26 protein-coding genes are annotated in these 22054 nt (G+C 44.0%); 10 read left to right on the top strand and 16 right to left on the bottom strand.

The window, feature by feature from the left end:
- Window positions 1-203: 203 nt before the first annotated feature.
- A complete protein-coding gene (locus QT987_RS25225; RefSeq protein ID WP_333245736.1) occupies window positions 204-2186 on the bottom strand; it encodes an NB-ARC domain-containing protein in 1983 nt (660 codons plus the stop codon).
- A gap of 694 nt (window positions 2187-2880) precedes the next feature.
- Here QT987_RS25225 and QT987_RS25220 point away from each other — a divergent pair.
- From QT987_RS25220 to QT987_RS25205, 4 genes are all read left to right on the top strand, one after another.
- A complete protein-coding gene (locus QT987_RS25220) occupies window positions 2881-3390 on the top strand; it encodes a hypothetical protein (RefSeq protein ID WP_333245732.1) in 510 nt (169 codons plus the stop codon).
- Between the two features lie 173 nt (window positions 3391-3563).
- Window positions 3564-3902: a hypothetical protein gene (locus tag QT987_RS25215; RefSeq protein ID WP_333245729.1), complete on the top strand. Its 339-nt coding sequence runs from the start codon at window positions 3564-3566 to the stop codon at window positions 3900-3902.
- A gap of 84 nt (window positions 3903-3986) precedes the next feature.
- Window positions 3987-4349, top strand: a complete 363-nt coding sequence (locus QT987_RS25210; protein ID WP_333245726.1) for a hypothetical protein — start codon at window positions 3987-3989, stop codon at window positions 4347-4349.
- A gap of 54 nt (window positions 4350-4403) precedes the next feature.
- Window positions 4404-4862, top strand: a complete 459-nt coding sequence (locus QT987_RS25205) for a hypothetical protein (RefSeq protein WP_333245723.1) — start codon at window positions 4404-4406, stop codon at window positions 4860-4862.
- 545 nt (window positions 4863-5407) lie between these two features.
- On the opposite strand, the gene QT987_RS25200 is transcribed toward QT987_RS25205, so the two are convergent.
- The 4 genes from QT987_RS25200 to QT987_RS25185 all read right to left on the bottom strand — a co-directional run bounded on the left by QT987_RS25200 (window position 5408) and on the right by QT987_RS25185 (window position 9358).
- Window positions 5408-6271 (bottom strand): CPBP family glutamic-type intramembrane protease, encoded by an 864-nt coding sequence (locus QT987_RS25200; RefSeq protein WP_333245720.1) that lies wholly within the window; start codon window positions 6269-6271, stop codon window positions 5408-5410.
- 92 nt (window positions 6272-6363) lie between these two features.
- Entirely contained in the window at window positions 6364-7404 is a 1041-nt protein-coding gene (gene lpxD / locus QT987_RS25195) for a UDP-3-O-(3-hydroxymyristoyl)glucosamine N-acyltransferase (protein ID WP_333245717.1), read from the bottom strand.
- Window positions 7405-7547: 143 nt separating this feature from the next.
- A complete protein-coding gene (locus QT987_RS25190) occupies window positions 7548-7865 on the bottom strand; it encodes a YkvA family protein (protein ID WP_333245714.1) in 318 nt (105 codons plus the stop codon).
- Window positions 7866-8113: 248 nt separating this feature from the next.
- On the bottom strand, window positions 8114-9358 hold the full coding sequence (locus QT987_RS25185; protein WP_333245711.1) for an SPFH domain-containing protein: 1245 nt from the start codon (window positions 9356-9358) through the stop codon (window positions 8114-8116).
- Between the two features lie 189 nt (window positions 9359-9547).
- Here QT987_RS25185 and QT987_RS25180 point away from each other — a divergent pair, with 189 nt between their 5' ends.
- Complete coding sequence (locus tag QT987_RS25180) at window positions 9548-9868, top strand: DUF433 domain-containing protein (protein ID WP_333140667.1); 321 nt, start codon at window positions 9548-9550, stop codon at window positions 9866-9868.
- A 410-nt stretch (window positions 9869-10278) separates the two neighbouring features.
- On the opposite strand, the gene QT987_RS25175 is transcribed toward QT987_RS25180, so the two are convergent.
- From QT987_RS25175 to rlmD, 11 genes are all read right to left on the bottom strand, one after another.
- On the bottom strand, window positions 10279-10665 hold the full coding sequence (locus QT987_RS25175) for a hypothetical protein (protein ID WP_333245708.1): 387 nt from the start codon (window positions 10663-10665) through the stop codon (window positions 10279-10281).
- A gap of 10 nt (window positions 10666-10675) precedes the next feature.
- Window positions 10676-10852 carry a hypothetical protein gene (locus QT987_RS25170; RefSeq protein WP_190738037.1) on the bottom strand — a complete coding sequence of 59 codons (177 nt, stop codon included), beginning with the start codon at window positions 10850-10852 and terminating at the stop codon, window positions 10676-10678.
- On the bottom strand, window positions 10849-11064 hold the full coding sequence (locus QT987_RS25165) for a hypothetical protein (RefSeq protein WP_333204972.1): 216 nt from the start codon (window positions 11062-11064) through the stop codon (window positions 10849-10851). Before QT987_RS25165 ends, QT987_RS25170 begins: the two co-directional genes overlap by 4 nt.
- Window positions 11065-11082: 18 nt before the next feature.
- Window positions 11083-11394: a hypothetical protein gene (locus tag QT987_RS25160; RefSeq protein WP_333245704.1), complete on the bottom strand. Its 312-nt coding sequence runs from the start codon at window positions 11392-11394 to the stop codon at window positions 11083-11085.
- A 152-nt stretch (window positions 11395-11546) separates the two neighbouring features.
- On the bottom strand, window positions 11547-12614 hold the full coding sequence (locus QT987_RS25155; RefSeq protein ID WP_333245701.1) for a hypothetical protein: 1068 nt from the start codon (window positions 12612-12614) through the stop codon (window positions 11547-11549).
- A gap of 12 nt (window positions 12615-12626) precedes the next feature.
- A complete protein-coding gene (locus QT987_RS25150; RefSeq protein ID WP_333245698.1) occupies window positions 12627-14252 on the bottom strand; it encodes a hypothetical protein in 1626 nt (541 codons plus the stop codon).
- A gap of 2 nt (window positions 14253-14254) precedes the next feature.
- Window positions 14255-15790, bottom strand: a complete 1536-nt coding sequence (locus QT987_RS25145; protein WP_333245696.1) for an ATP-binding protein — start codon at window positions 15788-15790, stop codon at window positions 14255-14257.
- Between the two features lie 32 nt (window positions 15791-15822).
- Window positions 15823-16548: a DUF6884 domain-containing protein gene (locus QT987_RS25140; protein WP_333245693.1), complete on the bottom strand. Its 726-nt coding sequence runs from the start codon at window positions 16546-16548 to the stop codon at window positions 15823-15825.
- Window positions 16549-16709: 161 nt separating this feature from the next.
- A complete protein-coding gene (locus tag QT987_RS25135; protein WP_106146449.1) occupies window positions 16710-17045 on the bottom strand; it encodes a XisI protein in 336 nt (111 codons plus the stop codon).
- Entirely contained in the window at window positions 17033-17452 is a 420-nt protein-coding gene (locus QT987_RS25130) for an element excision factor XisH family protein (protein ID WP_333245691.1), read from the bottom strand. The genes QT987_RS25135 and QT987_RS25130 overlap by 13 nt, the downstream gene beginning before the upstream one ends.
- 149 nt (window positions 17453-17601) lie before the next feature.
- Window positions 17602-19014, bottom strand: a complete 1413-nt coding sequence (rlmD, locus tag QT987_RS25125) for a 23S rRNA (uracil(1939)-C(5))-methyltransferase RlmD (RefSeq protein ID WP_333204991.1) — start codon at window positions 19012-19014, stop codon at window positions 17602-17604.
- A 483-nt stretch (window positions 19015-19497) separates the two neighbouring features.
- On the opposite strand from rlmD, the gene QT987_RS25120 reads away from it, so the two are divergent.
- The 5 genes from QT987_RS25120 (at window position 19498) to QT987_RS25100 (ending at window position 21934) form a co-directional block, all read left to right on the top strand.
- Window positions 19498-19983, top strand: coding sequence for an allophycocyanin subunit alpha-B (locus tag QT987_RS25120; RefSeq protein WP_190746013.1), 486 nt, complete (start codon window positions 19498-19500; stop codon window positions 19981-19983).
- A gap of 224 nt (window positions 19984-20207) precedes the next feature.
- Complete coding sequence (locus QT987_RS25115; protein WP_333245687.1) at window positions 20208-20615, top strand: hypothetical protein; 408 nt, start codon at window positions 20208-20210, stop codon at window positions 20613-20615.
- Window positions 20616-20692: 77 nt separating this feature from the next.
- Entirely contained in the window at window positions 20693-21094 is a 402-nt protein-coding gene (locus QT987_RS25110; RefSeq protein WP_333108046.1) for a helix-turn-helix transcriptional regulator, read from the top strand.
- A gap of 25 nt (window positions 21095-21119) precedes the next feature.
- A complete protein-coding gene (locus QT987_RS25105) occupies window positions 21120-21500 on the top strand; it encodes a helix-turn-helix domain-containing protein (protein ID WP_333030075.1) in 381 nt (126 codons plus the stop codon).
- Window positions 21501-21532: 32 nt separating this feature from the next.
- Entirely contained in the window at window positions 21533-21934 is a 402-nt protein-coding gene (locus QT987_RS25100; protein WP_333245684.1) for a helix-turn-helix transcriptional regulator, read from the top strand.
- Window positions 21935-22054: the final 120 nt, after the last annotated feature.

Genomic DNA, 22054 nt, shown 5'->3' with positions numbered 1-22054 from the left:
GGCGTCCCGCCCGGCCAAAAAGGACGGGCGGGACGCCCATCCCACAATAACAATTAAAATTGTAAGTTATTTAATTTGCGATCCTAAATAACTTTAATTGTTAGCGAGCTTTCAGTAGGGTGCGTCAGCTAGTTAAATGGTGAAGTAGGAGCGAAAAACTGAGAACTACTGACGCACCCTACTGTAATTTAATTAAAATTTAATTAATTAGGTTCTCTGCCCGAAGCACTGAGCCTCTCGCGGGCAAAACTCTTCCAAATACTTAATTCTGGAAGTTTCCACGCCACACCTTCTTGTTGTTGACTTGGGGCACAGCAATTCAGGCATTTTTGCCAGCAAGAAAGAGCGGCTGTTGTATCCCCTTTTGCTTCGAGAACTTGTGCTAGCAAGCAGTGTGCAATAGGATAGGAGTTATCTAATTCAATTGCTTTTTCCAAGTGAGTCTCTGCATCACTGTAAAGTTGCAGTCCTAGATAAGCCCATCCCAGATTTTTGTGGAGCGTGACTTGCACCATTTTGTCATTAACTTGTGGCAAAATGGAGAGAATGAGTTCTACCGCTACGTCAAAATTTTCGCTGAGAATTTCCAATCGAGCTAAATTATTGACAGCAGCACCGGCAGCGCGACTGTTTTTATATTCTGCTGCTTTTTTGTAGTGCTGGCGAGCGTTGGACAAATCTTCGAGTTTTTCGTAGGTTGACCCTAAATTGTAGTTAGCTGCTGGCAGTTCTGGATTGTAGCGAATGGTTTGTGTTAAATAACATTTTGCAGTCTGTAACTCACTCTCTAAGTATTTCTTGTAACCAATTTGATTCAGATATTTAGCAATTAATTGATGGGTGATAAATAGCCTAGCCTGCGGGCTGACTGTCAGGCGTTCTTCCCCAGACTCGGTGAGGACTTGCAGGAGCGATCGCTCGATGAGAATTTCTACAGCCAGTTTCAATTCTGATAAGTCTTCAGCAAATAGTAGACTGGATTGCAACTCGCTAAGGGTGGCGGGTTTATTGCTTGCCAAGCAAGACAACACTTTTACTTCTAATTCAGAAAAACCCTGAAAGTGATGCTCAAAAAAATCTCGGACAATCCCCTCAATAACCGAGGGAGTTTTTTTGATGAGTTGTGCTAAATTGCCCGCTAACATATCTTGAGCGTGAGTGACGGCTATTTTTAAAAGGAGGGGATTGCCACCATATAGATAAATGAGTTCTGATAGCAAATTACTCTCTGAAATAGAAACTTTTGGGGCGGATAAAATGATTTGTTTGGCATCCTTTTCTGGTAATTCCCTCAGTTCTAAAGCTCGACAAGGTAAGGTTTCTTCTGCTACATTATAAATTTCTATAGGGTGAGTCCAACTGATGATAAGCAGGCAACTTCGGTGAGGGGTTTGTGCTATTTGTTGGAAGAGTTCCCGGTAACTTTCGTATCCGGGGCGGTAGTGTCCTGATAGCTTTCCGCTTTCAAGGATAGTTTCGACTTCATCGAAAATTAATAAACAGCGGGTTAAACGCAAATATTCTATTAATTGGGAGATAAGTGAGTTGCTGGGTTTTGGAAGGTCGATTTCTGAATGATGAGATAGGAATTGCAAGATGTCTGGCAAGAGTTTTTCAAGGGAACCAGAGGTGGCGATATTTCGCCAGATTATGGTTTGAAATTCCCCTTGAATTTGTTGTAGAGTTTGGGTAGCTAATGCTGTTTTGCCAATCCCTCCCATGCCACAAATTGTGACTACTCGACAACGGTTTGTTACTATCCATTTTTTGAGAGTTTCTATTTCGGAATGCCGCCCGTAGAAAGGTTCTTGACCTGGGACTTCTCCCCAATCAATACGCGGTGAAAATTGAGGGATAGTTGCGTCTTGGAAGCGGGTATTCTCTACGGTTGGATAAACTTCGCGGTCGGTTTTAGCATCGTGACGGTTAGTGGCAACTTGTTTCTGGTATTCAGTTACGAGAATTTGCTGGAGTTTTGCTAATTTTCCCGGCCCGGCACCTTGAACTTCAAATTTTTTATACACTTCTCCCAGGCGTTTTTGTAAGGCATCTTTGCGAACGCGAAGCTGGTCGGAAATATCCGACATGGATTCGCCTTTGATTGCTCTTGATAAGACTTCAAATTCGTTTTCGGAAATGCCAACTTTAGTGGCTAAAGTTATTAAAAAATCTTCGGGAAGTTTCATACTACGTTGAATACAGGTATTACAAAGCGGGCGGTTCTACTCAAAGATAGCTGGGAAAGGACTGGGCGATCGCGCGAAATAAGCGAACACAGGAATTTTGGCATTGGAAACAGAGGCTTCTGGGCTGTAACTTGATTATATGGGCTTTTTTCTCACTTAAAAGAAGATAAACGAGATGGACAACTGAAGAAGTGAGAGGTGTCGCAAACAGAGGCTTCTGGGCTGTAACTTGATTATATGGGCTTTTTCTCACTTTTAACGAGGTAAACGAGATACAAAACAGCATGATTGAGGGGCTATCGGCTGAAATTTGGAGCCATTTTTAGGTCGGGATACTTTATTTGTAAAGGTTTAGAGCTTGTTTAAGTTGTCGTTAGAGGGGCTAGAGCCTTGTGAAATCGACTTTTGAGTAGTTTTTCTCATTTAATGAGATTTTAGTGAGCATTAGCTTGACAATCTAGAACTCCGCTTGATACATTAATCTCAGTTAGGCGCGGTGGATGTTTCAGAAAGTCGGCGCAGCCGGAGAGCTTTCTGAGTTCAGCGAACCTGAATACAGTTTCCCCCTCAGCTTTGCATAATTTTTGGGTTTGACCCTGGTTAATCAGTAGATGTCGAAACCAGATTTACCTGTGAAAACTGCTGGACTAAAACAACTGATGAGTATCGTTACTCGATTGGAGAGTAAAAGGCCATGTTTAGGTGCGTCAAGTTGATAACCGCTTTACCGACGATCGCGCTTCTGTCTGTTTTCAATCTGTTTCCGAGGGCGATCGCCCAAGAGTATCCGGGGTGTTTTCAATTGAATTCTGAAAGAAAACAGTATGAATCTCTCGATGAGCTTTGTCGATTTCCCAAACCACCTGAAAACCCGCGGAAGCCAGACCCTTTTAGGGTTCAGCTCGTGAATGGACTGGAGTTAACTGGATTAGCGATGGAAAATACAGGAACTCAGCGATTTCTTGTAGGGCGGTTGACCAACAAGCAAAGTAAGACGGCAAAAGTTCAGTCTATCAGCGTCCAATTTATCGATAAACGAGACGGAGCTGTAGTCGAATTTTTGACTGTTGGGCTTGGCGGTGTATTAACCCCCAATCAGGGTTATGAATTCAGGAGAATTATGGATAATGCTCTTCAACTAGGCGATCGTAGTAACAATGATTTGTCTATCAAGTTTTTGGAGTGGAAGGAGGTAAGAGACTAGAGACCAAACTTAAACACCTACCAAATACTTCAATAAATTAGTAAAAATTCATGAAATGAGTAAATAAATTTTTGGGCTTGTTTCATTGAAGGCTTTTGTTAAAGGGAAGTTAAGGCAAAAAAACAAAAATCTCGGATTTTTAATCCCTCTATATACAGACTAGGAGCGACATTATGGACGAGTTTGTTAGGAAAGCTGCTGGACTAGGATTGCCTGTGATTTTACTTCTAATTGTGATGGCAACTACAGGTTTTGCAGGAGCTGCCGCAATTACGACGGCTTTGGCAATGTTAGGTGGGCCAGCAGGAATGTTCGGTGGCATTGCCTTGCTGGGCATCATCGGTTTAGCGACAGAAATGTTATCTAAGTACGGTCTTGAAGCGCTGTTAATTGGAATTTACAGGCAGCGCATTCAAAATGGAGAATCTCATGCTGCAATTTGCAAAGAAATCCGCCAATTACCAATATCTGGAGATTTGAGGCGGAGACTTGGGGAAGAGTTTGGGTTTTAGTAAACATAAGATGAGCAATTTTATTTGTAAATTGCCCAAGATATATCTCTGCTAAGTGCTTAGAGAATCAAATAGGAGGAAGAGATGGAGAGCGAATTGATTGGAGAGGTTAGATTACGCAACTGCCACCTCGTCTACCGTGAAGGCTCAAACTATCGAGTAGATGTGATTAAGGCTCAAAGACCTACAATCGTATTTACAAAAAACATTACTTGTGAAGTAGTAGAGTATTTGTACAATCAACTCAAGGGACATCAAGTTAATAAAGATGAAGCAGCAGATGTCCTCAAACCAGTTGCCCGCAAGTTAGATTTACCTTACAGCTATGGGCATCAGCTTTCCTATTATACGCAGGAGGTTTTAGTGGTACTTGTGGCGATAGGGAGAGCAAGTTTGAGTCAACAAATAGGTCGAGGTTGTTGTTATACAATTCTTCGGACGTGCTAAATCCTAAAACGAGGCGCTCTAATAGCTTTTCCAAACCGCCCATTGGCAAGAAATATGAAATCTAATCAACTCATCCAAATCAGCGGTACACCTGGTCAAATTGTGGGGATTGTTCCAGTTCAAAGTAATGGCACAATTACGGTTAAACTGGTGGGCGAAATGTTACAAATCAGCTCGGAATCTTTTTTCGGATTAGAAACAAAAGAGGTGTTTATTCCGATTGAGGATGTTAGAGCGATTGAAACAGGAGAGGGTTGTACTTGGTGGCTGTTTTGGTTAGGAATTCCGACTCTCAGTATTTTTATCGGTGTTGTCTTTATTATTCTTGCCTTCATTGTCAAACAGCGCTATCTGACTATTTACAGCAGTCGGGTTAATGTGATAGTATTTCACAGGAAAGGAGAAAAAGTGGCTCAGTTTAGAACTGGTGTTTTAGAGGCTCGCTATTCTAAGTCTCTGGCGATCGCTAAACCGCCAATGCCACCACCGCCATCGCGTCCTTTGAATATTTGAGTCAAGAGAGTAGATATCATATCAAATCCGCGCTTCATCGTCGGGCGTAAAATCGAGTAGACCTCTTGCAAAAATCCTTTCATCAATTAATGGGACGGGCAAGATGCCCGTCCCACAAGAGTTATTTTTTCTTGTGGGATGGGCATCTTGCCCGTCCTAATTATTTTTGCAAGAGGTCTAGTCAACATTCAACACTCAACCATCATTGAGTTTTGCGACATCGAATTAACAGTTAACAATTAACAGTCAACTATTATGAGGAGTGCCACCGGAATTGATATCATAATCCAAATGTCCTGAGTTTATGGTGCTCAGCAAAATAAAAATTCTCGTGGTGCGAGCCCCCTATCCCGGATGAGGAAGACGCTTATATAGCAATCCTACATGAGCCATAAATTTTTTAACCCCACCCCAACCCTCCCCTTGCTAAGGGGAGGGAGTAAGAAATTCACACATGATTTAGGATTGCTATACTATCATTTATACCACAAATATAGGAGAGCCAATCTTTTATAAGAAACCGGATTTTTTAGGGTAAGTCTTATTTAAATTAACAAAATCACGGCTGCTGTTGCTAGCAATAACAGAATTCCGGCTGCACCGGCGAGGGGTTTTGCTGCTATTCCTGTAATCCATTCCGGTGCGCGGCCTGTTGGATTAATTGCGCCTTCTGTATCTACGGTAGTTATACCCCAAATCCAAGCTGCGTGAATGCCGATCGCCAATCCTAAACTGCCATTGTCGGCGATGCGGGCTAATGTTAAAACCATCCCCATCAGCCACAATCCGGGCAGTTGCGGTAGAGTTTCTTTGGCGGCCCAAATTAGGTGGGCGATCGCGAAAATGAAACTGGCGATCGCTGCTGCGATTAGCACTGAGTAATCTTGCTGGAGGATTGTTTGCAAGCAGCCGCGAAAGATTAACTCTTCTGTGGCGCTAATCCACAGTCCTAATAACAGAGTCAGCAGACTAGCAGGGTTAAGGATTAAAGTCCAAAAATTAATCTTTTTTTCGCCTGTTTCGGTGGAAGTTTCGCTTTTTTTTAGATCGATCCAGCCTGCGGTTAATTGCAGACCGAATAAAATTACTAAGCTGATTATTCCTAATCCTAATCCCCGCAGCAATGACATCAAAACTGCGGGTTGCCAATCCCAACCCCAGTTAATAAAAGATGTATTTTCGATCCAACTTGTCGCCCATAAAATGAAGGGGACAATCACGTAGAGGGAAGCTAGTAAAGGTAATTTTTTGTTTCCCAGGGGTTGGGGTGGATGCCATTTGAGAGCGATCGCCAGCACAATCGCTGCGGGAAGCCACACAACAATCCAAGTCAAGAAAAAGAAGATTATTTTGACAATTGCTGGTATTGACGGCGACATCAATTGCAGGTTGTTTATACTATTCCACATTTAATAGGTTGCAACTCTCATACTGTTGGCTGTTGGCTGTTGACTGTTAACTGTTAACTAATGACTACTGACTACTGCCAACTGCCAATTGACTACCGATCGAGCTTGCGCTGAATTTGCCTCAGAGACTGGTACATTTCGGGCAAGCGGTTGTATACGGCTGCGGCTTTGAGAAATAGTTTGTGGGGAATTGCTGGAACGCCCGTCACGATCGCACCTGCGGGCACGTCGCTGTGAATTCCGGCTTTAGCAGTGGCGATCGCCCCGTCTCCGATTTTGGCTTGATTAGCAATTCCCACTTGACCTGCCAAAATTACATTGTTGCCAATTTTTACTCCCCCAGCCATGCCAACGTGAGCGGCAAAGGCGCAATTTTTTCCGACTTGACAGCCGTGACCTACCTGTACTAAATTGTCGATTTTTGTATTTTGGCCGATGCGGGTTTCTCCGACAGCGGGCCTGTCGATCGTGCTGTTGCAGCCAACCTCAACGCCCTCTTCTAATACAGTGCAGCCAGACTGCTCCATTTTCACCCACCCTGTGGCTGTCGGCACGAACCCAAAACCTTCGGAACCGATCGCCGCACCGCTGTGAATCACGCAATTTGCACCCATGCGAGTACGTTCGTGGATGACACAGTTAGCGTGTAAAACAGTGCCTTCGCCAATTACCGAATCTGGGTAAATTACGACATTTGGATGAATGCAAACGTTGCTGCCAATTTTGACTTTTGCTTGAATAACGACGTGGGGGCCGATATAGACATTTTCACCAATTTCTGCTGAGGGGTGAACGACGGCTGAGGGATGAATTTCCGATGCTGGGCGAAACGGTTGATAAAAAATGGCGATCGTTTCAGCAAACAGCAATCGCGGATCTGCAGCAGCAATCCAAGCAATGTTGCGATCGTCACATTGAGCTTGGAGACTTTCATCTAAGGGTAAAATTAAAGCCGAAGCATTTGTAGTGGCTGTATGAGCGGCAAATTTAGCACCTTCTATATAACTGATAGTACCGGGTGCAGCTTCATCAACAGGTGCCGCGCCTGTAATTTCTGGATCGGTAGCAACCGACGCTGCGAGGGTGCGACTGGTGGCTAAGTTAAGTTTTTGTACTATTTCGCTAAACTTCATCTATAAAAATTTGTTGTTAGCACAGATGGATCATAGTTAAAATTACCAGTTTTGGAGCACGATCTGAGCAGTTGCCATTTAAAAAACAAGAACCCCGATTTCTTGAAGAAGTCGGGGTTGTAGCGATCGATTATTTTTGGCAATTATTGTACAGAAACTGCATCTACGTCAACGGTGCTGCCTTTGGCTTCAGAATAAGGGGCACCGGTGGCTTCGGATGCTGAGGCTGTGTCTGTTTGGCGGGATTTAAAGTAGTCGATCGCCATTTGCGAAACTTCGGAAATCAGCAAAACAGCGATCGCCACATCGTCAATTTGTCCGACGACGGGGAGAAAGTCTGGGGCAATGTCGATCGGGCTTACCAGATATGCCAGGGTTCCCAGAATAATCCACCAGCGGTATTTGGGGTTGCGGAGGGTGTCGCGGTACCAGTTGTAAACAGATTGTATAGAAAAGTTCATCAGGTTGTCCTCTACTTATATTTTCCATCTTGACAAATTGTCGCTCGAAATGCTTGTGGAGATATCCCCCCTAAGATTGGGAAGAGAGTTCTACCTGGGAGTATTGGGAATTCTGCCGGAAGGATTTGTCAAGCTGTGTCGGAAAGGCGGGGACTCTTGGCAACGCCCTTACAGAAACCTGACAGATGAAAGCGGATGGAATTAATCTGTGTTTATCTGCTGTTTAAAAAAATCTTCATGTCTCTGACTCACGAATTTTGAAAGATCCATTTTTGGTCGCCGATCGCAATTTCGCAACCATTTGGCAGCCAAAAAGGCTCGTTAGCCGCCAGCCTCTGCCCACCCACAAAAGTGCCGTTGGAACTGCCGCTATCGACAAGCTGATATCGCTGTTTGCCAATTTCGTCAGTGGCGCGGCGGATTTGAGCGTGGTAGCGCGAACTTTGCGGGTCTTGTAATACTAAAGTGTTGGTTGGTTCGCGTCCAATTGTAAAAGGATTGGCTGTTAGGGCGATCGCCTCTCCAGAAAGTTTGTAGATTAAATATGCGGTTGTTTTGCGATCGCTGCTTGCGAGTACGGTTGGTGCAAGTTGGTGAGGATTTCTCCCTGCTGGGAGACTGTTTTGAGCAAGTTGTTGTGTTAGTTGTTGTAAATCGCGATCGAACCCTCCTGCTGTGTCTGAAGCTGGAAGACTCGCAGGAGAATTACCTGAAATTAAGTTTAACTGCTGTACGGGAGATTGAGGAACAATCGGACGGCCTGCTTCGGCAATTCTCATTTGCAGGGCGGCGGCATTTTCTGCTTCCTGTCGGGCACTCATTCCCTCAACTTGGCGAATAACTCCGTTGGTTTCGGGAAAGCTGACATCGCCAATTCGCACGTCTTCTAAGTTAAAGCCTAGGGTATAAAAATCTTGGACGCGATCGAGCAAATTTTGGCGCAGCAACAGCCGTCCTTGACTGATAAGCTGTTGTAGGGGTATTTGCCCGATCGCTAATCCCATACAATCCTTAACTGCACTTGCTAAAGCACCTATAGGATCGGACAATTCCAAAGCTACTCGTTTCGGATCTATAACTTGATAAATAACAGTCAGGGTGGCATCAATTAAAAATCGATCCTTAGACAAAAAATCTCCGTGCGACTGCACCTCCAAATTGCGGAGTTTGGTGTCTACGAGGACAATTTGAGCCTGTTCCAGCAGGGGAAGGGCAAAGCTGAAATGTCGCCCGGATTTTAGGGTACGCACGGCGCGGCCGTTTTTGACCAACAAACCCGTGTAACCCGCCCCTATAAAGTCCATACTAAACCCGGCCCAGCGTTCTGGAGTTATCGTTTGAATCAGGGGAGAAGCGTTGTTCATGGGAGGGAGTTGAGGGAGGGGAGATTCTATTTTTAGGGTAACAAATTGCTGGGGGCGAGCGATCGGGCGGTGTGCCGGTTCCGCAACCTCTATTCTATACTTCTGGACTCCCCCCGATTCAGGCCGCACTGGATCTAGCTTGAATCTAGTTGATGGTGGGGGCGATCGAAATACTGTCCGTAGGGTGCGTCTGATCCTTCCAACCTGTTGAAATCGAAAGAATTAATGTCTGACGTACGCTACAATTTCCTGTAACGGTGACTATTTGTGCTAATATTAAAGAGCTTAAAAATTACCAATTAATAGCCTTAAACTATAATGTCTAAGGAATCCGTCATCACAGAACATATCGAAATTACGCCTGGGGTACTTGGTGGTAAGCCACGCATTGCTGGCCATCGAATTGCTGTAGCACACATCGCCGAAATGTATCTGAAAATGGGGATTTCTATAGAAGAAATCGCGGGCAAGTATGATTTGCCACTGGCTTCGGTTCATGCAGCAATGACCTATTATTACGATCGTCGAGAAGAAATCGATCGTCGCACGGCTGAAAGTCGAGCTATTGTGGAAGAATTAAAGCGTAATAGTCCACCATCTCCGTTACAAGAAAAATTGAGGGCAATTAGAGGTGAGTGAGCAAATTCGTTTTCATTTAGACGAACATATTGACTCTAATATTGCGCGCGGTTTACGTCGTTACGGGATAGATGTGACGACAACAGTTGATGCAGGGTTGCGTACTAAAAGCGATGAGTCACACCTAGCGTTTATTCGCTAAGAGCAGCGCGTGATATTAACTCAGGATGATGATTTTCTAATTATGGCAAGTGATACCAGCGATTATCCGGGAATTGTCTATTGTCCTCCTAATTCTCGTTCTATTGGCGAGATTATCCGTAGTTTAATTTTAATTTATGAAGTGTATGCGCCTCAAGAAATGATCAGAAGGATTGAATATATTTGACATGATTATAAGGCGATCGCACTTTAGGAAAAAAAGGGCGATCGCACTTTGAAAAAGCAACAATTGCGCTACACCCAAAACATTAGGAAACTGCTTTGAGGTATTGCGTTACAGGCTTCAAATCGATGTCATCGTTGTCAGTCAGTATTTTAAATAAATGACGCGGGATGCCGGCTGCAATCAAAACTTCCAAATCGCGATCGAGCTTTGAGAAGTCTTCATAGATACCCACAAACTGACTTACGCAAGCTAAAGATTCATCTTTCGGGTCATTCACTCCCGTGTATTTGTACTGAATATCAAAACCTGCTTTTTCGCCAATTTCTTCGATATCCCAGTCTACAAGATTAATATCTATCGCTTCAACGGCTAGGGCAATATGACCGGGCGGTATGGGGTCAAGAGGCTCGCAGCACCAACCCTCAGAATGGTTCCAGACACTTTGACCAACTGATTCTCGAATTTTCATGTATTTTCCCTCACTGAAAGTAGCAGCGAAACCAGGCTTTGCCTTCAGGGCGAACATCTGCAAGAGACCGTTCATATTCAGTTGCTAGCTGTTGGCATTTCTTTTTCGCTTCTTTTAGGTTATACGCTTGTACGGGTTCGTTGATGGGATTGCCAAGCTCTTCTTTTTCCCGTTCTGGATCTCTCACTCCTCCCCCTTTTTGCTGCTTTTACTGGATGAGGGGGCTTGCTGAGCCTGGAACCATATTTCTATTGCTTCTTCCAACCCTTCTCCTATATTTAGCTGCTTGAGAGTACACGCAGCTTTAAACTGAAGTCCTAGTTCTTTTCGGACATCTCCCGATAGCTGTATGTAATTTGGGTCGTGTCGCTTGGCTGGCACTTCTGTACTTTTTCCCACTTAGGTTTCCTCCAATTTTTATATTCTCACGATCGTACACCTGTTCTGCTGATATGTTATCATGTTAACAAGTTGAATATGTGCGCGAGTAAATAAAATAAGGGCGATCGCTTTTGGGATATGTGGAGGGAAAGGAGCGATCGCCCCTTTGGGATTCGGGATGAGAAAGGCGATCGAGCTTTGACAAGTCCTCATAAATGCCGACAACTGACTTACGCAAGCTAAAGTAGCAGCGAAGGATGGATTTGGGACAAGAGACGGCCGATCGCACTTTCGGAAAATAAGGGCGATCGCACTTTGGGATTCGGGATGGGAGAGGGGCGATCGCATCTCGATTTGCTCACTGCTTGTTAACGCCAGCCTAGCTCGTACTTCTACTGCTGAAAAAAAAGGTTTTTGTTTGTTGTTCGCGCTCGTTGATAAATGCCATCAACTCTTAATTATAGCGAGTTAGTTCAATTTGTTCATCAAAGTTATTAATTTCAGTGCGCTTCGCTTGAGTTTTCATTAACTTCTCTGCCTTCCAAATTTTCAACTATTTTAGCAATCAGTGGACGATAAATTGTGTTATCTAAGTGTTCCTTGTACCACTCCTTATAATCTCCACTATTATATAAATGTTCTTCAATCAGTCGAGCCTCTTCCAGTAGTATCCACAAGTTATGAGTAGCTCGATTACAAAAACCTGCCATACCACTTATTTTCAGTCCATTTAATTTATACTGACGACAAGCTGGACAGAGACATTCCTCTAGTTTTTTTTCTTCTTCTTGACTGACTTGACGGCCTCTCCAGTTACCTAAAGGAGCCAGAATTCGCTCTCCGGTTCCAGGCAATTGTATCATCCCCCGCGCCGCCCGACTGCGCCAACCGCTTGAGTCTACTGAGTTAATGCTCAATAAAGCGGCTAAATGTATAGTTGCTGTGCCACCAATGCCAAAAACATGAAGTTTTGTATTTTTAAATTCTTCGCGTATATGTTGAATGCTAGATAGAATTTTCTGATAAGGTATTGCTTTAGGAGCGCGTAGTAAATTTGGTACAATGCCACCCAAAGCAATATATGGTTTTGCTAAGAATTCCTTATGTGCTTTGATTTCATTTACATAATCTTCAAGCAATTCGCTAATGTGAATAACAGGAATGTATGATGGATGGTCTTTATAAGCCAGATTCATTTCCATTGTGCGCTTAAAACATTGTTTCTGCTCCTTAAATGTCATTTTGGGAGTAGGAATGAAGTCTTGAGGAATTGGATACCAGTCTGGTTTAGCTTTTTCAACAAACTCTTCATACTCTTTTCTTGGCGTTTCACCATCACGTTTTATAAAGTAAAAAGCACCGTTATCAAGATAAATTTGAACCTGAGTAGGAATACCCAGAGATTCGTGCAGTCCCATTTCCATTGCCTCACGCCTGCGTTTAGGCATTTTGTGAAAATCGGCGTAGGAAATCATTACCGCGTGTAGTTGAGGAAGGTAATACTCTGAGGTTCTATCCCATACACGCGGTTTTATTCCCTTTAAACTGATACCAGCGACGATTTGCACGATTCAGAGATCCTAAACCATTTCTGATAGTAGAGCTTTATATTGAGACATGAGCAATTGTCCAGTGCCAACAGTTATGTACTTACCAACATCCTTTGAGTAAATATGTGCTTGCTGCGTAACCGTTGGTATTATATAGGTAATTGGCTCCTCAGCCATAAATGAATGATCTTGGTCGATATCTATACTAGAATAGCGTAAAGCCGTTAAAATTTTCTGTGCTATTGATGAGACGGAACCGATAGAATCATCGTAGAAAAATTCATACCGAGGTAACTGTTGTGTTGGGCTTTTGGAGTGACCGATAAAAAACATATACATATGAAAAATCTTGCACAACTGTTTATAGGGAGCAAAGAATCTAGGATCGTGTTGCTTTTCATACAGCTTGAAGTGGGAATCTAAATCATTCAAATTTTTTGCTTTTTCGTTTAAAGTGGCTCTGGTTGTAAATGAGCGACGTATTAGACAAGTTGCGATAGTCTGTTTAAGATTATCCCCAATAAAAGAAGGAGAGGATAATAATAATGTCATCATTTGTCCATCATTAAGAGTATAGTTTCCTACTTCCCAATTCGGGTCTATCTCCTTAGCTATATACCAATCTAACACGGCACTATAAACTTTCAAACGTACATTTTTTGCGACTCCACAGTAAATAATCCCATAATCTCTAGCGCAATTGAGACAATGAAGCAAGTCTCGTATTGCTTCGCGGGTGAAGTCACCACGCCTATTTTCAATTAAAAAGTTGTCTAGATAAGCATCCTGCGGAAACAGGCTACCATCTCTAAGGATAATGTCTGGACGATTTTGGTCTGCATTCAACAAATATTGATGGTCAAATTTGTACTGACCAACATCCATTGCTGAGGCGAGACAGCGTTGATAATCTTCAGGTTCTAGCTCGTCTTGGTATGACGGGTCAATTAGCATCCATTTGAGTAATTCTTCATTAGGTTGCGGATTAAATCGAGGCGAGTCGTAACTCGATTGACTGCCTTGCACCCTAAGTACCGCACCAGCCGCATTGTTGAGTAAAAAGGGTACACTACGTGTAAAAAAACGTGCCGGAAGAGGTACAGAGCTGCGATGCTGGCTCACATCTGAAGACGCGATGAGAAAGTTGCAGTTTTCCCAAACATTATCGTCAGAATTAATCGGGTTAAGGAAGTGTTCTCCTACAATGTGGCTTTGCAGATGTTGTTGAATTGATGAAACATCCAAACTTACTTGCCATCGACTACTACCTTTGGGTGGTTTGTCAATTCGCACTTGTTCCTTAGTCATTCCAAACCCACGAATAGCAACCTGCTCTAACAGGCGTGCTAGTCGTGCTGATTTAGATGAGTCTTGCTCTATCTGACGCTTGAGGTCAGTGAAAAAATCAAAGTAGAGTTCCCTCGGATCTTTTTCTAGTAAATGTTCCCGCGCAGTTTGAATTGTGGTTGTCCAAGCTTTCTCTGATTCTACTATTTGTCGCATATAATCAGCCGTTCTTGCGACAGGATTATAATCTGCAACTGCATCACGGCTAAGTACCTCATAGGTATCAGATTCGAGAATGTCGAATATGGATAACTGCCTATATCGCTCAGGATCGGAAGAGTTAGATTGAGATTTGCGTTTTCTGGGCATTTTTATTCCTCCTTTTGTTTCAATTCATTAATTTTAGATATCCATTCATCTTTCATCTCTTGGAAAATATCAGGAGTTTTACCCCCTTCTGAATTTTCAGTTTCACGCTCTCTAATGCGTACCGGAATTGTATGCTTGACACTCTCATAAGTACCTGAAAGCAAACAAGTACCGCGTGGCATTTTGGGTAGGGCGCGTAACATTTCTTCAGAGGCATCTGACTTTACGCCCCGAATGGCATCAAGTTGATCTGGTTCTAACGCAAACACCAGTCTTGTATTACACTGACGAATAATGCTTCTATCAATGTCAATAGGGCTTTGTGTCATTAATACCATACAAATGCCGTGATGTCTTCCAATTCGCACACCTTCCCGTATTATTTGTTTACAAGGGCTACCCTCGCCTTGTGGTACAAACAAATGAGCTTCATCCACAACTGCGACATAAGGTGGAAGATGACCCCGGATGCGTAAGTTCTGAAGTTCCCTCAAGACTGCTGTTGCTATAGATTGAAGTTGTATAGATGTTAATTTTTTACAATTTATTGCCAGACAGGGATACATAAGTTTTCGCCAGTCAGCTACCCCCTTGCCAAATATTTTGTAATTATTGAGAGTTTCTAACCTGCGTGTCACTGTATCCACTAATCGTGGCACATCACCAGGTTTACCTGATAGTGCTGCTGCTGAATCTGGTATTTTTGCTAAAACATCATCCAACGTAAATTTTGCAATATCTCTATTAACTAGACGAGTTTGTAATTCGCCAAAAGCCCTTGTCACTACGTCACACTGAACTGAACTCTGTTTCATCGCTTCAGGAAGTAAATCTATCAATTCTGATTCAGTAAGTGATGAGATACGAATGCTAAAGTCTTTTCCAGGCTCAACAACTTCTCCCCCCAATTTTTTAACTAACGATGAATATTCATCCTGCGTATCTATAAAAATAATTGGTAAATTCATCTTGATGATTTCTTCTGCAATCACACCCATTGCATAACTCTTACCACTGCCTGTAGTTCCACCTATAAAAAAGTGACGCTGAATGGCTTCACGTTTAAGAATTATGTCTGTTTTCGTACCGCCTACTGTTGCGCCAATGTATAGACCCTTAGATTTATCTGTTTCTATGCCCAATACCTGAACAGTTTCACTGCTATCAGCAATAAATACTTCAGCCCCTGAATTTGGTAAATTCTGTGGTGATCTGATCTCTGTATTTGTAATCTCCTCAATCAAGTCAGCTTCGGCAATGCGAAATATCGTTGTGCTATCTTCCTCTTTGGGATAATTTCGTGGCAGCCTCATGCTATCAGTAAGGTTGATTCTTTCTGCACTTTCATTAGGGTTGTTTTCATAAGCACTGCGAATTCGACCAATAAGCATTGTCTTTTCTGCTCTTGATACAGGAATCCGAACAAGTGTACCAGGCTTTACATCTTCTCCTGCTTTCAATTTGATTCGCACAGTTTCAAAAGTTGGGGTATCGCGATCAGAAATAACTGTGCCGATAGGGAGAGTCTGGACGCTCATTTTTAAACACCTCTATTCAGATTAAGATTTGATTATTCTCTATAAATTTCTACACCAAGTTGTTGGAGCATTCGCCTAGCCGCAATTGAATGAAAAGCACTGACAGGCAATCCTGTCAACAGACTCACCACCCACTTCGGCGATACTCGTCGATCGCCCACTAGCACGTACCATGACTGATAGCTAGCAGGGTTGCCCTTACCTTCCACCAACGCCTGACGCGCTACATCAAGCACTTCTGCTGCTGTCATTACCACCTCAATTCCCTTGAGGCAAGCTTTTCCTTGCAAGTCGATCGCCTGTCTGCTAGCTAGTTCCGGGGGCTTTCCGTACAGCCAATCATGCAAGGTTGCCAGCTTTTTACCCAAGGAGCCTGTAGCAATTCGCACAGCTAATCCTGATTTAATTAGCATATCGTATTTATCCAGTGCCAGCAAATAATCTCGACCCAGACAAATGCAAAGTTTTTGGTATGACTTTGCGCTAAGGATATCCTCAAATTTGGCTATGACCTCTGCCTGCAATTGACGCGATCGCATTTTTGTCATTCGTTGGTCATAATTTGGAATCTGATAGTCACTGGGTATCAAGCCAAACTTCGCTGACAAAATATATATCTCTAACCGTGCTGATGGTTGTTTCCGCAGAAAACGACGCAGCAAACGGAATGTTGGGCCATCATAGCGCTCAATAGCAGGCAGCGAATCAGCATCCGAACGTTTACGCTGCGAGCAAGCCAAAATTAGCAGATGTCGCAAATTCAGAACTCACTATATGTTATTCATGTTATTTACCACATTATTCTATTTCTTGCTTTACAACTAGCGTGATGAAGTAGAGGTAGCAGATGCGATCGCCCTTTCATTCCCTAAAAGCGATCGCCCTTGTGACAAGACATTATAAGTGCGATCGCAACAGCCTAAGCAACACCATAGCTTGTAAACTGCCTTGCATAGGGAGGCTGAAGACCCAAAACAATATCCTCCCGCGCCACACCCATCAGCACTAACTCCTCAGCAATCAGTTCATCAGTTTGATTGCGTTGAATCCAGACTTTTTCATTTCGGATATCTAAGTGGATCGGGCAACTATAAATCCGATTGTGACCGTCCCAACCTAAATCTAATATCTGATAATGGTCATGTTCGGTGTCAAACAATACCTGGATTTCTATGTCGCCATTGATGGGTTTAGTCTTGCTATATTCCATCAGGAAAGTGCGAACAATCTGCCGATATTTAGCTAATCGATCCATTCCACAATCACCTCATTCGTGGGGTCGTATACCAACAACTTCAAATCATACTCAGCTATCGCCGCTTGGGGCAAAGCACGAGAGAAAAATGAATTATAGGCAGCGATCGGAACTGCCAAATAGAGCGATCGATCTGGCTCCAAATTTTTGAGTGCTAGTCGATAATTCAAAAATTGACCGAGGGCTAGGTGGAAATCAAACATAGCTGATTCACTCAGAAAGCTTTTAACCTCCACCGCAATCTTCTGCACACCTCGCTCTGCGGCTAAAAGCTGTTCCGCCCCCAAGTCAATCCTGAGCCGATCGTCTTCGCTAAACTTTAGCTTCAGCGGATCGTGGGTAATTACCCAATTATCCTTCAGGAGAGCGGATTTCACAGACTCATGGAAAACATCCCTAGCCGACATAGACTTTACTCAAAGACCTAGTTTCCATTCTATCCAAACCCACGCACTTAGGAACTTAGCACAAATAGTATTATAACACTCAACCAAAATGCCAAGAATCAAATAAGCGCGATCGCCCTTTCATTCCCAAAAACCGATCGCCATTTCATTCACCTCACCAAAAACGCCGCACACTCAACATGAGAAGTCTGAGGAAAGAAATCCGCCGGCTGCACCCGCGCTAACTTATAATCCCCATTTTCGCACAAAATCTTCAGGTCGCGAGCCAAAGTAGCAGGCTTGCAGCTAACATAAACAATGCGATTTGGTTTGATTTCCTTGATAGCTTCCAAAACCGCGCGATCGCACCCTTTCCTCGGCGGATCTAGCAGCACAATATCCGGTGTCAATCCCAAGGAAGGCAGCAAACTCTCTACAGTTCCCACCTGAAAATCGACATTTCTCACGTCATTTAACTCAGCATTTAATTGGGCTTGTTCGATCGCCGCCGGTTGCACTTCTAAACCGATGGCTATTTTTACTTGTTGTGCCAGAGGTAAAGTAAAAGTACCAATTCCGCAGTAAGCGTCAACCAAAACCTCATTTCCCTGCAAATTCAATTCCCCTACAATTACCTCCAACAACGCTTCAGCAGCCTCAGTATTGACCTGGAAAAAAGTATCAGCCCTTAGCTGAAAATTCATCCCAGCAAAGCTTTCTCGCAGATAAGAACGACCAGCTATGCAGCGAGTTTCTGCACCAAAAATCACATTAGTTTGAGCGGGATTTATATTCAAACAAACACCTACCAGTTGAGGATATTGTTTCAGCCACTCTGATGCTTGCTCTTCGAGTCCCGGCAACTCTCCAGTGCGAACTATTAAAGTTAGCAGCATCTCGCCAGTGCGCCGTCCAATCCGCAAGGACAAATGACGCAATTCTCCTGTATGTTTCTTTTCGTCGTAGACTTGCCAATCCCGCCAGTGGATGTCTTCTTTGACTTCTTTTAACAAAGGATTGAGGCGCGGATCTTGCACCGGACACTGATTGAGATTGACTAATTTGTGGGTGCTTTTTTGATAGTAACCTGCTTGGACTTGACCTGTTGCAGATATGGCCACGGGATAAGTCGCTTTGTTGCGGTATCCCAAAAATTGGGGAAATCCCTCGATTTTTCCCGTTAAAATTTCATCAACTTGGGGATTGCTAAATCCGCCAATCCGTTCTAAGGCTTGAATGATTTGATTTTGCTTGGCTGCAAGCTGATATTGATAATCTACGTGCTGCCACTGACAGCCGCCACACTTGTCGGCGACAATGCAGTTAGCTCGAATGCGGTGTTCGGATGTTTCGAGAAGTGTGTCCAGCTTGCCTGTAGCATAGGTGGATTTGACTTGCACGAGGCGGACAAGGACTCGATCGCCCGTCACGGTATCGGGCACAAACACTACTAACTCACCAAAACGACCAACTCCGTCGCCGGTGTCTGTCAAGTCGGTAATCTCTATCTCAATCAGTTGACCTTGCTGGCAAGGGTTTGCCAATTTCGTCGAGTTTGGGGTCGGGAATTTAGATTTGGTCACAAGTAGTCGTGGTAGGATTTAATATGGTAATGCAATATCGCTCTCTCTTTCCTGAGATAAGTCGTAGCGAAGCGGGGCGTAGGCCATCGCACTCAAACTCAATTGCAGGCTGTCTTCCTGCTGCTGAACGTCTTGCTGCTAAAGCCAAGCTTCCACCTGCAAGTCAAGCCTGCCGTGAGTTGCCCCTACCCGTGCCTGTGCGATATGCTGTTGGGGCGAGCTAGCAAAAACTCGTTAAACAGTCAAAGTGTCTGCCGACATCAAAACTCTCAGTCGCAGTTTTTGAGTTTTTCCCGCAGTACCCTGGAACACAGGGAAACTGGCTTGAACATCAAGCATAACGTTTCCGGAGATTTATCGGCTACTTCTAATGTTGATAAATGTTAGAAGCAAAGTAAATCGCCCAACCTAGAATCTCGTCTTTAAGGGATGAGAATGTCAATTAATCTTACTCTCAAATATCCTCAATTTTTTTGAATAACAATGAGCGTAGTTAGCCAACTAATTCTCCAAGCCGACGACGAACTTCGCTATCCCAGTACCGGCGAACTTCAAAGCATCAAAGATTTTTTTAAAACCGGAGAACAGCGGGTGCGTATTGCTACTGCGCTGTCTGACAGTGAGAAAAAAATTGTTGAAGAAGCTAGCAAAAAACTCTGGAAAAAACGCCCTGACTTTATCTCTCCTGGGGGCAATGCTTACGGCCAACGCGAACGGGCTTTGTGTCTGCGCGACTACGGCTGGTACTTGCGCCTGATTACCTACGGTATCTTGGCGGGTGACAAGGAGCCGATCGAAAGCATCGGTTTGATTGGCGTTCGGGAAATGTATAATTCTCTCGGCGTTCCTGTTCCTGGCATGGTCGAAGCTATCCGCTGTTTGAAGGAAGCTTCTTTGGCTTTGCTCAATCAGGATGATGCTAAGGAAGCAGCTCCTTATTTTGATTATATCGCTCAGGCAATGTCTTAATTGCTTTGGCGATCGTTTTTATGAATGTGGCGGAGCATTCGCGGGTGATTTTTGGGGTGATTTTATCTCGCAATTGCTCGCAAATGTTTCGCTTCTGTTTTTTGGAAAGGAAATCTGCCTCATTTCTGCTAGGAAGCAATGCTGTTTAAGCTTTCCCAGATGTTGAGTTCGTCTTGTCTTTCAATGCACATTTGATTTAAAAAGTCAAGTGTTTTTGGGAGAAATTGTTTCTTGAATTTCCGGCTGTCGTACAGAATGGATGTTTTGAGCTGCGAGAGTTCTCCAAGGGTGGGGCAGGTTTGGATATGATGGGCGATCGCATTTTGCCATTCTTCCAGCCTGCGGTAGCTGACAAACAGGCCGCCTCTATCCCGATGGTGGACGAAAACCACGAAAGCCCAGGATTCGACTCGCTTAATTTGATTTTGGCTGATTTTGAGCAGTTGGGCGATGGCTACGCCCCGGCTTACGCCTACGACCTGACGGTGATGCGGAGCTTTTTCGAGGGCTGGATGCGGCGAAATAGTGCTGTCATGGCTGTATACTCAGGGCTTGAGAGGCAAGTTCTGTTTAGACTCAATTACATCTTACTCTATATCAGATTCTTATCTCACTTGTGCAACAATATTTAATGGAAACTCAGATGTTGTTCGTACAACCCTCAATCATTGATGCTGTGCTAGTTTGAGAGTTAATGTAGGTGGAAAAAATGTCAGCACTCTCTAACAACGCTGTGGTAGACAATCGGCAGGAATTGCGTCCCGTTCGCTTCACGGAGACGGGGCGGATGCGTTTGGGCAAGATGTTAAAGGCTGCAAGACAGACAATAGGTTGGTCTGTTAGCGAAACACAGTTCAAAACAAGGGGGTACGAAGAGGCGCTGTTCACAGCGACAAATCAACCCGTACCCAAAGATGTGGGTATCAGTGCCGCAACAGTCAACCGTTACGAACGTGGGAAGCTGGATAATTTGGATTGGCGATCGCTCTCTCTGTTATGCTTTGTCCTCAAGCCGATCGATCCGGTGACAGGAGAGGCACTAGAACCGACAAATGCTTTATATATCGCGTGCGAACATCCGCCTTACAATGACGCAAAGCTCTACGACTAGATTATTTGCAGATAGGTGATGACTGATGGTTGTAGCAGAAGCTAGGCGAGAAAAAGAATACTTGAGACGGAGATTTACTGATACCGGGCTGCGGCGGTTGGGTAAATTCCTGCGCTCGTGGCGGGAAGCTAGGGGCTGGAGCGTTCACGAACTGAGCGAAAAGACCAAGCAGCATGAGGCTCAATTTTATAATCTAGGGGGAGAGCCTTTGCCGAAAGTTTTGGGGGTCAGCATTGCAGGCATTTCGAGAATCGAAAATGGCTATTACAACAAGCCTGCACCCGATCTTTTGTGGCTGTTCCTCGATGTTCTCGAACCAGTTCACCCGGTTGAAAAGCGGTTGGTTACTCTAGAAGACTTACTGTTGATCGGAACTGAATTTTGGAACCCAAACGTCGAGGCGTAGGATTGACTTAATAGTTAAATTGGATCTGTAAAATGCCGGGATTTCTTGACTTTAAGGCTGTCGTCGATCAGGAAAAACTGCGCCCTGTGCGATTTACGGATACGGGACGCGGTAGATTGGGCAAACTTCTGAAAGCAGCTAGAGAGATTCGGGGCTGGTCAATTATTGAAACAGAAATGGTCACAAAAGAATACGAGGCCGCTCTGTTTCGGACAGCCGGAGATCCTGTACCAAAAGATGTCGGTATTAGTAATGCTACCGTTAGTCGCTACGAACGCGGGAAGTTAGAAAGTTTGGATTGGCGATCACTCTCTCTGTTATGCTTTGTCCTCAAGCCGATCGATCCGGTGACAGGAGAGGCCCTGGAACCGACAAATGCGCTTTATATCGCTTGCGAACATCCCCCATACAACGATGCGATGCTTTATGAGTAATTGATTGCTGACATCTGGCAGTATTGTTAATCAGCTTTTCAGGGCGGGCTCGCGTGCCCAACCCCTACTCCCCACAAGCAAAATATGGAGTTGTTGTGGAACAGGCATCTTGCCTGTTCT

This window comes from Microcoleus sp. SVA1B4, assembly GCF_036700545.1.
GTDB lineage: Bacteria > Cyanobacteriota > Cyanobacteriia > Cyanobacteriales > Microcoleaceae > Microcoleus.
Note: the sequence above shows the minus strand (reverse complement) of the source record. Positions and strands in the feature narration are given on the sequence as shown.